This is a genomic window from Burkholderia sp. 22313, from assembly GCF_052045245.1.
Taxonomy (GTDB): domain Bacteria; phylum Pseudomonadota; class Gammaproteobacteria; order Burkholderiales; family Burkholderiaceae; genus Burkholderia.
On sequence record NZ_JBQEON010000022.1, the window covers coordinates 107,380 to 121,280 of the forward strand.

Below are 13,901 nucleotides of genomic sequence, written 5' to 3' on the forward strand. Positions count from 1 at the left end.
TCGAGTGTTGAAGCCGCGCGCCGCGATCCCGGCAGCGTCGCGGACCGTATGGTTCGAGGTCGGTCGCGTCAGCGTCCCGGCAGCCTGCGCTCGTAGCTCGGCGCATGACCGAACTGCGCGCGGTACGCCTTGCTGAAATGGCACGGCGAATGGAATCCGCACGTCGTCGTCACGCGCGCGATCGACGCATCGGTCGTGCGCAGCAGGTCGCGCGCGCGTTTCAGCCGCAGCGTCAGGTAATAGTGGGTCGGCGATACGTTCAGGTACACCTTGAACATGCGCTGAAGGTGCCGCTGCGATAGCCGCACGAGCCGCGCGAGCTCCTCGAGCGACAGCGGCTCCTCGATGTTCGCCTCCATCAGCCGCACGACCTCGATCAGCTCCGCGCGCGAGAAGCCGACGCGCGCATCGACCGGAATCGGCTGCGTGTCGGTCGAGCTGCGAATGCGCTCGAGGATGAACTGCTCGGACACCTGCGCGGCGAGCTGCTGGCCGAAGCGCATGCCGACGAGGTTCAGCATCAGGTCGAGCGGCGCGGTGCCGCCGGTGCAGGTGAGCCGGTCGCGATCGACGACGAACAGCTCGTCGGCGAATCCCACCTGCGGAAACTCGGCATGCAGCGCGGACAAATTCTCCCAATGCACGGTGCAGCGATAGCCGTCGAGCAGCCCGCCGGACATCAACGCATACGCGCCGGTGCAGATGCCGCCCAGCGGCAGCCCGCGTTCGGCGAGCGCCGCGAGCGTGTCGCGCGCGCCGTCGTCGACCACGTCGCGGATGCGAATCCCGCCGCAGACGATCATCACGTCCGGCAGGTTCGTGTAATCGAGCGCCTGGGTCGGCCGCACCGCGATGCCGTTGCTGGCATGCACGGGGGCGCCATCGAGCGAGTAGATCGACCACTGGTAGTGGTCGGCGCGCCCGACGTAGTTCGCCATCCGAAGCACTTCGACCGCGCTCGAGAACGCGATCATCGAGAAATTCGGCAGCGTGAGGAAGCCGAAATGAGCAAGGGACGAAACCGGTGAAACGCAGGCGGCGGGCACGGCGGCGGCAGCGGCGGACGTCACATCGGGCTCCTGGCGAACGGTTGAGCAGGGTGCAGGACGCCAGCCCCGCGGCGCACGCCGAGGAAGCCGGTGTCGAATCGGGGAAGGCGGCCGGCAGACGAGCCGGCCGCCGGCGGATCAGGCCTGGACGGGCGCGGCCTTCGCGCGGAACAGTTGCTTCAGGCCCGAGAACAGCGGTGCTTTCACGGTGCCCGGCGCGCGGCCGAAGCTCTCGGTGATGCGGTCGAGAATGATCGCGAGCAGCACGACCGACAAACCGCTTTCGAAGCCGAGGCCGATGTCGAGACGCTGGATACTGGCGAGCACGTCGTTGCCGAGGCCGCCCGCGCCGACCATCGACGCGATGATCACCATCGACAGCGCCATCATGATCGTCTGGTTCACGCCCTGCATGATCGACGGCAGCGCGTTCGGAAACTGCACCTTGTAGAGGAGCTGCCACGGCGTGCAACCGAATGCCTGGCCGGCTTCGACGATCTCGCGGTTCACGTGACGGATGCCGAGGCTCGTCAGGCGCACGGCCGGCGGCATCGCGAAGATCACCGTCGACAGGATCCCCGGAACGCGGCCGAGGCCGAACAGCATCGCGGCCGGAATCAGGTAGACGAACGCGGGCATCGTCTGCATCAGGTCGAGGATCGGACGCACGATCGCGGCCACCCACTTGCTCTTCGCGGCCCAGATGCCGAGCGGAATGCCGAGCACGAGGCTGATGATCGTCGACGACAGCGTGAGGCCGAGCGTGATGACGGTCTGATCCCAGAAGCCCGTCGCGAAGATCAGCAGCAGCGACAGCGTGGTGAACAGCGCGAAGCGCCAGCCCACGCGCCACAGCCCCACACCGATGAAGATCGCCATCATCAGCCACATCGGGATCGCCTGCAGGCTGTGCTCGACGAAGGCGGCGAGCCCCTCGATCGCGCGGCCGATCGCATCGAACGTCGCCGCGTCATGGTCGAGGAGGTAGTGAACGGACTGGTCGACCCAGGTACCGAGCGGAATCATTTCAGACATGGGAGCCTCGCGAACGCGTGATGGCCTTCAGGATAAGTGCGCGGTCGACCGAGCCGCAGTAGCAGCCGTCGTCGTCGACGACGGGCAGTGCATTCGGGCTCGCGACCACACGTGCGACGACGTGTTCGAGCGACGCATCGCGCCGGATGCTTTCGATCGGCCGCACGGACGGCGCGGCCTGACCGATCGCGTCGCGCGTGACGAAGCCGCGCAGCTTGCGTGCGGCGTCGAGCACGAACGCGTATTCGGCGCTGCCGTTCAGTGTCGCCGCGACGTTCGCGGCGTCGCACTTCGACACGATCGGCACGGCACCCGTCTGCATCAGGTCGCCGGCCGTCAGGTAGCGGCTGGTGTCGACCCCGTCGAAGAACGCGCGCACGTAGTCGTCGGCCGGGTTCGTGATGATGTCCTGCGGCGTGCCGACCTGCACGAGGCGGCCGCCTTCCATGATCGCGATGCGGTTGCCGATGCGCAGCGCCTCTTCCAGATCGTGCGACACGAACATGATCGTGCGGCGCTGTTCCTTCTGCAGTTGCAGCAGCACGTCCTGCATTTCGCGGCGCTTGAGCGGATCGAGCGCGGAAAACGCCTCGTCCATGATCATCAGCGACGGGTTCACGGCCAGCGCGCGGGCAAGGCCGACGCGCTGCTGCATCCCGCCCGACAGCTCGGACGGCAGCTTGTGCGAGAACGGGGCGAGACCGACCTGCTCGAGCACTTCCATCGCACGGCGCTCGCGTTCCTTCTTGCCGACGCCCGCGACCTCGAGGCCGAACGCGGCGTTCGACACCACGGTGCGATGCGGCATCAGCGCGAACGACTGGAACACCATGCTCATGTCCTTGCGGCGCAGCGCGGTCAGCGCCGAGCGGCGTGCCGACGCGACGTCGAGCCCGTCGATCATCACCTTGCCGGCGCTTGGATCGACCAGCCGATTCACGAGGCGGATCAGCGTGGATTTGCCGGAGCCGGACAGGCCCATCAGCACGAATATTTCGCCTTCCTGCACGTCGAACGATACGTTGTGCACGCCGACGACCTGACCGGTACGCTTGAGCACATCGTCTTTCGTCGCGCCGGCGGCGAGCATGTCGAGCGCCTGCTGCGGGTTGCTTCCAAACACCTTGCACAGACCTTCGACCACGACCTTGGGGGCATCCATCGAAACCTTCTCCTCGTGTAGCGGGGACTCACGCGTGTTCATAGCGTGCCTACATAGTTGCCAGAAAAAACCCCGACCTGCCGACGAATTACGACAAACGCTTGCGCAAATACGACACGCCCGTCGGCCCCGCCACGCGGGGCACGGCGCGCGGCGGCCCCCGATTGCGGCGACGCAATACGCGCACGGCCAGTAACGACGGGCATCGCGCCCAGGACTTGTGCGCAGCAGCGAGACACGAATGCCGTGGCGTTTTGCGCCAATCCGCCTCCACCGCACGTCGCTTTGCGACAATTTCACGTCCGATCGGACCGTGGCGGTTGCGTGCCGCGGCCCCAACGAATGGTCGTACGAAAAAACCGCATCGCGACCGCTCGACAGCCACGTTTCGCGCCCCGCCCGCAACCCAGAAAATCCCGCATGGCCATTGTGATACATTCCCGGCAACCACACCGATCGGAACGTCGCCGCGCGCATTGCGCGCCGCGCGGCGCCGGCGGTGCGCGGATGCCGGTTCGCCTGCCGGCCATGCCGAAACAGCCTCGATCGCGCGGCGCGCCGATCGAAGGACGATAACGAAATTGAGAGGGAGCTAGGCGATGAATTGGGCTTTTGCCGCAATCGGTTTCATCGTGGGCGGTATCGCCGCATTGTTCGGGGATTTCTCGGCCGCCAACGGCACGCTGCTCGGTGCGGCGGTCGGGTTCTGCATCGGCCACGCGCTGCAGCAGCGCAAGCGCAAGCACGGCGGCGCGACACCCGATGCGTACGCGCTGTCCACGGCGCCGACAACACCACACCATCCGCCCGTGCCGCTCGCCGAGCGCGTCGCGCGACTCGAAGCGACGGTCGACACGCTCACGCGCGAACTCGACGTGCTGCGCGGCCAGCTCGCCGGCGCGAAGGCCGGCGCCGCCGCGACCGGCAGCGCCGCGCAAGCCGCATCGCCAACACCCGCCTCCGTCACGCCGCCCCCCGCCGCGATACCGCCGCGATCGTCGCTCCAGCCTGCCGTCGCGGCTGCCGGCACGCCATCGTCGACGTCCGCGCCGGCCCCCGCACCCGCCGTCGCCGCCGCTCGAGCGAGCGACGCGCCGGCTGCCGTCGGCGCACCGATGCATGCGCCCGCAACGACCGCCCGCCCTGCCCCGCCCGCCCCGCCGACGCCCCGCGAACCCGGCATCGCCGAACGCGCGTTCCGGGCCGCGCGCGACTGGCTGCTCGGCGGCAACACGGTCGTGCGCGTCGGCATCATCGTGCTGTTCTTCGGCGTCGCATTCCTGCTCAAGTACGCGGCCGACAACAACATGCTGCCGATCGAGTTCCGCCTGGCCGGCACCGCCCTCGCCGCGGCCGCGCTGCTCGCGATCGGCTGGCGCGTGCGCGCACGCCGCGCGGCGTACGGCCTCGTGCTGCAGGGCGGCGGCATCGGCATCCTGTACCTGACGATCTTCGCCGCGACCAAGCTCTACGCGCTGCTGCCGGTTGGCGCGGCGTTCCCGCTGATGGTCGCGGTGTGCGCGCTGAGCGCATTCCTCGCGGTGAAGCAGAATGCGCTGCCGCTGGCGTTCATGGGCAGCGCGGGCGGCTTTCTCGCGCCGGTGCTGCTGTCGACCGGCCATGGCAGCCACGTCGCGCTGTTCAGCTACTACGCATTGCTGAACGCCGGCATCTTCGCGATCGCGTGGTTCAAGGCCTGGCGTCCGCTGAACCTGCTCGGCTTCGTGTTCACGTTCACGATCGGCTCCGCGTGGGGCGTGACCGCATACCGCCCGGCGCTGTTCGCGACCACCGAGCCGTTCCTGATCCTGTTCTTCCTGATGTATGTCGGCATCGCGCTGCTGTATGCGGTGAAACGCGAGCTGGCGCTGCGCCACTATGTGGACGGCACGCTCGTGTTCGGCACGCCGATCGTCGCGACCGCGCTGCAGGCGTCGCTCGTGAAGGACATGCCGTTCGGGCTCGCATGGAGCGCGGTCGCGTTATCGGCGTTCTACGTCGCGGTCGCCGCCTGGCTCGCACGGCGCCGCGAGCGCCTCGCGCTGCTGTTCGAGGCGATGCTCGCGCTCGCGGTGATCTTCGCGACGCTCGCGGTGCCGCTCGCGTTCTCGGGCCCGACGACGAGCGCCGCGTGGGCGATCGAAGGCGCGGCCATCGTGTGGGTCGGCGTGCGCGAGAAACGCCTCGTGCCGTTCGGCTTCGGCCTGCTGATGCAGGTCGCCGCGGCCGGCGCGTTCTTCACAAGCCTGCTCGGGCCGGCCGACACGAACGCGCTGCCGGTGCTCAACAGCCCCTATATCGCGATGCTGCTGATCGCGCTCGCCGGGCTGTTCACCGGCTGGTGGCTGCACGGGCGCGACGAAGCGCGCGCGTGGCACGCGTGGATGCCGGACCTCGGCGCGGCCGCCGCGGCGTGGGGATTGCTGTGGTGGCTGAGCGCCGGGCTGCACGAGATCCTCGTCTATGCGAGCCGTCACGTCGATCTGCACGCGGACCGCTTCGTCGTCGACGCGACCGCGCTGTTCGCCGCCGGCACCGCGTGGCTTGCCCACGTCGCGCGCCGCAAGCTCGCCTGGCCGATCGCGGAATGGCCGGCGCTCGCGTTGACGCCGGTGCTCGCGCTGCTCGCCTTGCGCGCGTTCGACTCGCATCAAGCACCGTTGTCGGGCATGGGCGCGTTCGCGTGGCCGATCGCCGTCATGGCGTGCTATGCGCTGCTGCTGCGTCAGTCGCGCGGCACGGCAGCCACCGGTGCGGCGACGGGCGCGACCGGCACGACCGTCACGTCAGCTGTGACGGCCATCCCCGCGACGGTACTCGCGCCGCTGCACACGCTGATGTTCTGGACGTTGTGCGGGCTGTTCTCGCTCGAAGGCTTCTGGCGCCTGCGCGCATTCGTGCCCGAAGGCGCGTGGAGCTGGAGCGCGTGGGCCTATGGCTTCGGCGCGCTGCTCGTGCTGGTGGCGGGCCCGGGCTCGCGCCTGCGCTGGCCGGTCGCCGCGTTCCCGAGCGCCTATCAGGTGTGGGGCGCCGTGCCGCTCGCCGCGCTGCTGTGGCTGTGGAGCATCGCCAGCGTCTCGAGCGACGGCGACGCGTCGCCGCTGTTCTGGCTGCCGCTGCTCAATCCGCTCGACGTCGCGCAACTGCTGATCTTCGTCGCGTTCGCCACCTGGCTGCGCCGCCTGAAAACGCTCGGCGTCACGTGGCATCCGCTCGCGGTCGACCTTGCCGCGCTCGCGACCGTGTTCCTGTGGTTCAACGCGCTGCTGCTGCGCACGCTGCACCACCGCTTCCACTTCGCGTACGAGATCGACACCGTGCTGTCGTCATTCGGGATCCAGCAGGTCTTCATGGTCGGCTGGAGCCTGTTCGCGTTCGCGGGCATGTGGCTGACGCGCCGCGACGGCATCGCGCGCGTGTGCGCGCTCGCGTCGTTCCCGTTGATCGTCGTGATGTGGGTCTGGACCTTCTACGCCAACTTCACGCAGGCCGGCGGCAGCTGGGCGCGCATCCCGCTGCTCAATCCGCTCGATCTCGTGCTCGTGGTGGTCTATGCGCTCGCCGGGTCGTGGTTCGTGCGCGCGCGCAAGCTCGGCTGGTCGTTCGGCACTTATCGCGTCGAGCTGCTCGGCGCGGCCGGCGCGACGGCGTTCCTGTGGCTGAACGCGATCCTGCTGCGCACGCTGCACCACTGGACCGGCGTGCCGTACGCATTCGATGCGATGGCGGAATCGACGCTCGTGCAGGCGTCGGTCTCCGTGTACTGGACGCTCTGCGCGCTCGCGACGATGATCTGGGCCACGCGGCGCGGCTTGCGTCCGCTGTGGTTCGTCGGCGCCGCGCTGCTCGCGCTCACGGTGATCAAGCTGTTCCTGTTCGACCTGTCGCACGTCACCGGCATCGAACGCATCGTGTCGTTCATCGGCATCGGCGTGCTGCTGCTGTTGATCGGCTATTTCTCGCCGCTGCCACCGAAGGCCGCGGCCCAACCGGACGACCACCCGTCATGAAACGACTCGCAGCCCTGCTCGGCCTGAGCCTGCTGACGTCGTTCGCCACGGCCGGCGGCACGCCCGGCGCCGAACGCGTCGCCCAACGCTTCGCGCTCGATCTCGACGGCAGCGCCGCGTATTACCAGCTCACCGTGCCGCAGGCCGTGTATGCCGCCAGCCGGCGCGACGATCTGGGCGACGTGCGCATCTTCAACGGTGCCGGCGAACCCGTCCCGTATTCGCTCGATGCGCCCGCGGCGGCGGCCGTGCCGCCGTCGCGCACGCCGGTGCACTGGTTCCCGCTGCCGCCGGCCCGCACCGGCGACGGTCGCGCGCCACTGGGCGTGTCGGTCGCGCCGGACGGCTCGCTGCGAGCAGCCGTGACCGCGCCGGCTCGCGTCCAGCATGCGGCCGATCTCGTCGACCTGTCGCATGCGGACGGCGAGGTCGACGCGCTGCTCGTGCACGTGAATGACGACAGCTATCAGGGGCGCGTCGCCGTCGAGGCGAGCGACGATTTGCGGAGCTGGCGCGCGCTCGGCAGCACACAGCTGTTGAAGGTCGGGCACGGCGGCGACCTGCTGGTGCAGGAACGTATCGCGCTCGAAGGCACGGGGCCGCGCTACCTGCGGCTCGACTGGGTCGACGGCGCACCCGCGATCGGGTCGATCGAGATCGAAACGCGACCGCGCGATGCACGCACGGCGGACACCGCGGCCGTGCCGCGCCAATGGCGTGACGCCGTGCACGTGAGGGCCGGCAGCGCGCCCGGCGAGTATCGGTTCGATACCGACGGCGCGTATCCGGTCGACCACGTGCGCATCGACCTGCCGCAATCGAATACGGTTGCGCGCGCAACGCTGCAAAGCCGTGCCGACGCGCAGGCGCCGTGGCGCGACGTCGCCGGCGCCGTGCTGTTCCGGCTGCGGGGCACGGGCGGCGAACAGCGCAATGCGCCGCTGGCATTCGCACCGAATCCGGATCGCGCATGGCGAATCGTCGTCGACATGCGCAACGGCGGGCTCGGCGGCGGCCAGCCGGCCGTCGCGATCGGCTGGCATCCGGCCGCGCTGACCTTCGTCGCACGCGGCACGCCGCCGTTCACGCTCGGCGTCGGCAATGCGGCGCTGCCGTCGTCGGCCGTCAGCCGCGACGCGTTGCTGGTCGGGATGGCGCCGGAAGTACGGCCCGCCCGCGTCGGCGCGGTGTTGCCGGCCGCGGCGGCCCCGCCGGAACCGGCCGCCGATTCGGATGCGACGCGCCGCTATGTGCTGTGGGGTGCGCTGGTCGTCGCGGTCGGCGTGCTCGGCACGATTGCCTGGCGTCTCGCGCGCGGCGGCGAACCGCCGACTCGCTGAAGCGGCTGCCATCCGCCGTACCGGTCGTGCTCGCGCTGTCGGTCGCACTGACCGCGCAAGCCGACAATATGCCCGCAGCGCCGAGCGCGCCCATGGTTACCTGCTTCCTTCGCTACGTCATCGATCCGTACAAGCTCGAGCAGTTCGAAACCTGCGGCAAGATGTGGATTCCGCTCGTCGAGCAATTCGGCGGCACGCATCACGGCGACTTCCTGCCGTCCGAAGGCGCGAGCGACATCGCGCTTGCCATGTTCTCGTTTCCGAGCCTCGCCGAGTACGAACGCTACCGCGAACGCTCGAAGGCCGATCGCGCCTGCCAGGCCGCGTTCCGCTACGCGGAGGAAACGCGCGGCATCGTCAGCGACGAACGCAGCTTCTTCCGGCCGGTGTTCGAGTCACGCGACGGGGGCGTGAACGCGGTGCCGCCTGCGCATCGCACACCCGTTCCGGCACGGGACGAAAAAAAGCCCCGCCGGCATCCGCGCGGCGGGGCCAACCCATGTCAGTAGAGACATACAGGAGGAGACGAGCCCATCTTATCGAGCGCGCCGCAGCGTCCCAACCAAGCATTTCTGCTATTCATCTGCGTCGCCGCGCGCACGCCAGACCTGCACCCACGGCATATCGATAGAACGAAAAGTCGTTTTCAGAGTGGCGGCGGGGTCGTTACCATCTGGTTTTAAGCCTGTGCTTAGCCGGGCAAGCCATCCCCAAGGAGCGCCCCTTGACTGCATTCGATCAACACCGCCGCCCGTTCGTGGTCGGCATCGGCGGCACCACCCGGGCCGCGTCGTCGACCGAGCGCGCGCTGTCGTTCGCGCTGCGCGGCGCGCAAGCCGCCGGCGCACGCACACGCCTGTTCGACGGCCCGTTCCTGCACACACTCCCGCACTACGCGCCCGAACACAAGACGCTGACCGACGCGCAGCGCGAACTGATCGACGCCGTGCGCCAGGCCGACGCGATCATCATCGCGACGCCCGGTTATCACGGCGGCGTGTCCGGGCTCGTGAAGAACGCGCTCGACACGCTCGAGGAACTGCGCGCCGACGAGCGCCCGTATCTCGACGGCCGCGCGGTCGGCCTGATCGTCACGGCCTACGGCTGGCAAGCCGCCGGCACCGTGCTGACGTCGCTGCGTTCGATCGTCCACGCGCTGCGCGGCTGGCCGACCCCGTTCGGCGCGACCGTGAACACGCTCGAAACGCGCTTCGACAGCGCCGACAGCTGCTCGGATCCGAAAGTCGTCGCGCAGCTCGAGACGGTCGGCTCGCAGGCCGCCGAATTCGCGCTCGCATTCGCATCGCATCGCACGGCCACGCATGCCGCATCGGTCGACGCGCTCGCACCCGTGCTGAAGATCGCCAACCAGTAACCTTCGCTTTCCCGCCGCCCGCGCCCGGCCGACGACGTTCGCCGTGCGCGGGCGGCGCGCGTCCGCTTATCCTGCGCGCAGCGGCACGCCGACGCTCCCCGCTCCATGCCGGCTCCCTGCGCCGATAACGATCCGGCCCGCCGCGTGATTTGCATTGGCCGAAAGATTGGTTCACGCGGGCCTCGGGTTTTCGTACGCTGAAAGCCCGAACCCGCTACGCCCACGTCATGAACCGCACGATCCGCTACAAGGGCTATGAAGTCGCCCCCGCTGCCGCCCGGCTGCCGAACGGACTGTTCGCCGCGAACCTGACGATCGAGAAGGCAAGCGGCAGCCCGTCGCCGCGCGCCGTATCGTTCGACGCGATCGACTTCTTCTTCGAAGAGGAACACGCGCTCGCGTATGCGTCCCGCTGGGGTCGCCTCTGGGTCGACGCGCAGGCCTGAGCACGGCACGCGGCGCCCCCTGGCCGCACGAAAATACGCGATTACGGAAGCTATGCAAGAATCTTTCACTTCGTAATCGCACAACAACAGCCATGTCCGACACGCTGCAGGAAGAACATGCAGCGGCAGATCACGCCATGCGCAACTGGGCCTTTGAGCATCAAGGTCCGGTCAGGATCGGTTCCGATGCGCACAGGCGGATGTTCTGCCGCATGCTGCTCGATACGCACAACCCGTACAAGCCGGCCGTCATCGACTGGCCGCCGCTCAAACCCGACGCACTCAAGCGGCTCACGTCGCTGCCCATCTGGGACATCGCCGTGCAAACCGAAGGCCGCGCGTCGATTCGCGTCGCCACCTTCGCGGCAACCGTCGACGATCCGCTGCTGCGCCGGGCGCTCGAGATGGACGGCGGCGAAGAAGCACGGCACAAGGTCGTGCTGTCGAAGCTGGTCGAGGCGTACGGCATCAAGCTCGCCCCCGAGCCCGCGTATCCGGCGCCGAAGGATCCCGAGTGGTCATGGATGATGACCGGCTTCAGCGAATGCATCGACAGCTTCTTCGCATTCGGCCTGTTCCGCTCCGCGCAGCGCTCCGGCTATTTCCCGGCCGAACTCGTCGATACCTTCGAGCCCGTGATCCAGGAGGAAGGCCGCCACATCCTGTTTTTCGTGAACTGGTATGCGTGGTACTGGCGCAATTTGCCGTGGTGGCGCCGGCCGTGGTTCCTGGCTCGCGTCGCGGCCGTGTGGGTGGTCCTGATCCGCGACCGCATCGGCATCGCACGCGGCATCGATACCGACGGCGTCGCGCGCGACGCGAACTTCCCGGCGACGGGCACCGCCGACATCGGCGAGTCGCTGAATCCGCGCGAGCTCATCGAGCTGTGCCTCAGCGAGAACGACCGGCGCATGGCCGGGTACGACAAGCGGCTGCTGCGCCCGACGTTCGTCCCGCGCCTGGCGCGCCTCGCACTGCGCTTCGTGCGGAAATAACACTGCGGCGCCCGGCCGCGGCGCGCATGATCGCTCGCCGGCGCCTTGTCCGGGACGGCGCGCTGCGTCGCCGGACTGTCCGGTGCAACCGGCTCCGCCGCCGCGATCGCCATCCACACGCCAGTTCCCCCTCCCGACGAAAGCAGACAGCGCCGCGGCTCCAAGCCGTTCAGCCGCGCGCGGCGACGCGCCCGGTTGGCGACGCGCGCGTCGGGCTGACCGGGTGTATCGGACGCGTTTGTGCATCTCCTCGCTCATTCCCGGTGCGGCATGCCCGCCCCGCCCTCCCGAACAGGTCAAGTCGCTGGGGCGACGACCTGAACTTTCCGGCACGCCCGCTCGTGGCGCCCCTTGTCGCGTAGATAGCCCGTGATCGTGGACAACCTGTCGCCACCACCACGACCGCGGTGGCGAGCGTGGTCGCGACGGGCCACTTGGCGATTCGTCCAATTGGGGCCAACCCCAAACATCGGATGTCATCAATAGGACATGAATCTCAAATAGATGGCCGATGCACTTGTAGCACTTTTTTACAACTTGATGGAGCCGGCCACCGGGGAAGGCCCGCCGCACGGGCTGGTGCGACCGGCACGATGCGCAAATCAGCATATCCCGGCATTCCGTCCTTCACGGCTTTTTTATTTTATTGATACAGAACAAATAAAATCAAAAGATCAAGTCAGCGCCAAATTTTAATAAATTAACAATGAAATTGAACCAATATGGATCAGAGCCATAAGGCACATTACAACTCAGAAATATTCGAACACCACGCAAACGTTTGCCATTTCATTTGTCTTACTATTGAAGGACGTTGGCACGTTTCAGGTCACACAAATTCAACTTAACTCATTGTTTTTTATGAATAAATCCTCCTGGTAACGAATTCGACAACACCATACATATAGCATTCTTTTCATTTTCAACATGGTTACTATCAAATACATCAAAACACGATGCATTAACCATCTTTTAACTTTCAAAACCTTCCATCTTTCACTTTTTGTCAATCTTAAAATAACACCTCAAATAAACTCCGCCCATCAATTTTGAGATTCGCGCGAGCGCACGGCATATTCATCTAACGAAAGAGCCCGGTGTGTGGCGTGCATATTTGGGAGCAGCAGGACATGAACCGCACATACCGCTCGATCTGGAACGAAGCCCTTGGCGCCTGGGTCGCGGCATCGGAACACGATACGGCACGGGGCAAGCCGAACAAGTCGGCCGTCGTGAAGGCCGTTGCAACGGTTGCGCTCGTCGCGGGGGCGACCGTCGGCAACGTCGCGCATGCGCAGTACAGTGCGGGCGGCTCCGGTGGCTCCGTCGTGGCCTCGGGCGCCCAGGCGATCGCCATCGGCGGCAACTCGGGCAGCACGACGACGGCCAGCGGTTCAACGTCGATCGCGATCGGCGCGAACGCGACCGCATCAGGTAACTATTCGCAGGCGTTCGGCCAGCGTTCCGTGGCCACGGGGGCGAGTGCGATCGGCATCGGCTCCGGCTCGACCGCGCTCAATACCGGCGCTACCGCGGTCGGCAACGACACGACGGCATCGGGCATCAGTTCGGTCGCGCTCGGCGGCGGCAACAGTTCGGGCACGGGCGGCGCCGTCGCGGCAGGCACCAACGCAATCGCGATCGGCCGGTTCTCGAACGTCAACGCTGCGACAACGTCGGGCGTCGCGGTCGGCGCAAACGCAACCGTCACGGCAGCAGGCACCAACGGCACCGCGCTCGGTTCGGCTGCCACTGCTGCCGGCTCCGGCGCATCTGCCATCGGCAATGGTGCGACGGCAACGGGCACCAACGCGATCGCGCTCGGTGGCACGGCCAACTACGCATCCAGCGTCGCGATTGGCGTGGGCAGCGTGACCGGCGCGGCAGCACCGACGGGCACGGGTTACCTGACGGGCAGCACCGCGCCGCTGTCGGAAGTGTCGGTCGGCAGCTCGACGGCCCTGCGTCGTATCACCAACGTCGCCGACGGTTCGGCACCGCAGGACGCAGTGACCGTGTCCCAGCTCAGCACCGGCATGAGCGTGACGACGAGCGCGATCAGCAGCCTGTCGACGTCGGCGTCGACGGGTATCAATTCGTTGTCCACAGGTCTGAGCTCGACCAAGAGTTCCGTGACTTCGCTTTCGTCGTCCACGTCGACCGGCCTCTCGGCGGCTAACAGCTCGATCTCGTCGCTGTCCACCTCGACTTCGACCGGCATCAACTCGCTGTCCACCGGCCTGAGCTCGACCAATAGCTCGGTGACTTCGCTGTCGTCGTCGACCTCGACGGGCCTGTCGTCGGCTAACAGCTCGATCTCGTCGCTGTCCACCTCGACTTCGACGGGCATCAACTCGTTGTCCACCGGCCTGAGCTCGACCAATAGCTCGGTGACTTCGCTTTCGTCTTCGACCTCAACCGGCTTGTCGTCGGCTAACAGCTCGATCACGTCGCTGTCCACGTCGACTTCGACCGGCATCAATTCGCTG

General features: G+C 67.3%; 9 protein-coding genes and 2 pseudogenes. 8 read left to right on the top strand and 3 right to left on the bottom strand.

The window, feature by feature from the left end:
* Positions 1-68: 68 nt before the first annotated feature.
* The 3 genes and pseudogenes from ACTJKF_RS19280 to ACTJKF_RS19290 form a co-directional block, all read right to left on the bottom strand.
* Positions 69-1,070: a GlxA family transcriptional regulator gene (locus ACTJKF_RS19280; RefSeq protein ID WP_440625205.1), complete on the bottom strand. Its 1,002-nt coding sequence runs from the start codon at positions 1,068-1,070 to the stop codon at positions 69-71.
* Between the two features lie 117 nt (positions 1,071-1,187).
* Entirely contained in the window at positions 1,188-2,084 is an 897-nt protein-coding gene (choW, locus tag ACTJKF_RS19285; RefSeq protein ID WP_440625207.1) for a choline ABC transporter permease subunit, read from the bottom strand.
* Positions 2,077-3,369, bottom strand: a pseudogene (locus ACTJKF_RS19290) (quaternary amine ABC transporter ATP-binding protein); the annotation flags it as partial. The pseudogene ACTJKF_RS19290 and the gene choW, both read right to left, overlap by 8 nt.
* A gap of 476 nt (positions 3,370-3,845) precedes the next feature.
* Here ACTJKF_RS19290 and ACTJKF_RS19295 point away from each other — a divergent pair.
* The 8 genes and pseudogenes from ACTJKF_RS19295 to ACTJKF_RS19330 form a co-directional block, all read left to right on the top strand.
* On the top strand, positions 3,846-7,256 hold the full coding sequence (locus ACTJKF_RS19295; protein ID WP_440625208.1) for a DUF2339 domain-containing protein: 3,411 nt from the start codon (positions 3,846-3,848) through the stop codon (positions 7,254-7,256).
* A complete protein-coding gene (locus ACTJKF_RS19300; protein WP_440625210.1) occupies positions 7,253-8,596 on the top strand; it encodes a DUF3999 domain-containing protein in 1,344 nt (447 codons plus the stop codon). Before ACTJKF_RS19295 ends, ACTJKF_RS19300 begins: the two co-directional genes overlap by 4 nt.
* A gap of 92 nt (positions 8,597-8,688) precedes the next feature.
* Positions 8,689-8,991 (top strand): annotated as a pseudogene (locus ACTJKF_RS19305) (NIPSNAP family protein); the annotation flags it as partial.
* Positions 8,992-9,320: 329 nt separating this feature from the next.
* Positions 9,321-9,971: an NADPH-dependent FMN reductase gene (locus tag ACTJKF_RS19310; RefSeq protein ID WP_440625212.1), complete on the top strand. Its 651-nt coding sequence runs from the start codon at positions 9,321-9,323 to the stop codon at positions 9,969-9,971.
* A 227-nt stretch (positions 9,972-10,198) separates the two neighbouring features.
* Positions 10,199-10,417: a transcriptional regulator gene (locus ACTJKF_RS19315; protein ID WP_440625214.1), complete on the top strand. Its 219-nt coding sequence runs from the start codon at positions 10,199-10,201 to the stop codon at positions 10,415-10,417.
* A gap of 92 nt (positions 10,418-10,509) precedes the next feature.
* The gene (locus ACTJKF_RS19320; RefSeq protein ID WP_440625216.1) at positions 10,510-11,412 is read left to right on the top strand and encodes a ferritin-like domain-containing protein; all 903 of its coding nucleotides are present in this window, start codon (positions 10,510-10,512) and stop codon (positions 11,410-11,412) included.
* A 504-nt stretch (positions 11,413-11,916) separates the two neighbouring features.
* Positions 11,917-12,108, top strand: coding sequence for a hypothetical protein (locus ACTJKF_RS19325; protein ID WP_440625218.1), 192 nt, complete (start codon positions 11,917-11,919; stop codon positions 12,106-12,108).
* 434 nt (positions 12,109-12,542) lie between these two features.
* The coding region (locus ACTJKF_RS19330; protein WP_440625219.1) for an ESPR-type extended signal peptide-containing protein at positions 12,543-13,901 on the top strand (1,359 nt) is incomplete at its 3' end.

What these genes read in the sequence shown, in the direction of transcription:
- choW (WP_440625207.1), bottom strand. Translation starts at nt 2,084, where the DNA reads ATGTCTGAAATGATTCCGCTCGGTACCTGGGTCGACCAGTCCGTTCAC.
- ACTJKF_RS19295 (WP_440625208.1), top strand. Translation starts at nt 3,846, where the DNA reads ATGAATTGGGCTTTTGCCGCAATCGGTTTCATCGTGGGCGGTATCGCC.
- ACTJKF_RS19300 (WP_440625210.1), top strand. Translation starts at nt 7,253, where the DNA reads ATGAAACGACTCGCAGCCCTGCTCGGCCTGAGCCTGCTGACGTCGTTC.
- ACTJKF_RS19315 (WP_440625214.1), top strand. Translation starts at nt 10,199, where the DNA reads ATGAACCGCACGATCCGCTACAAGGGCTATGAAGTCGCCCCCGCTGCC.
- ACTJKF_RS19320 (WP_440625216.1), top strand. Translation starts at nt 10,510, where the DNA reads ATGTCCGACACGCTGCAGGAAGAACATGCAGCGGCAGATCACGCCATG.
- ACTJKF_RS19325 (WP_440625218.1), top strand. Translation starts at nt 11,917, where the DNA reads ATGGCCGATGCACTTGTAGCACTTTTTTACAACTTGATGGAGCCGGCC.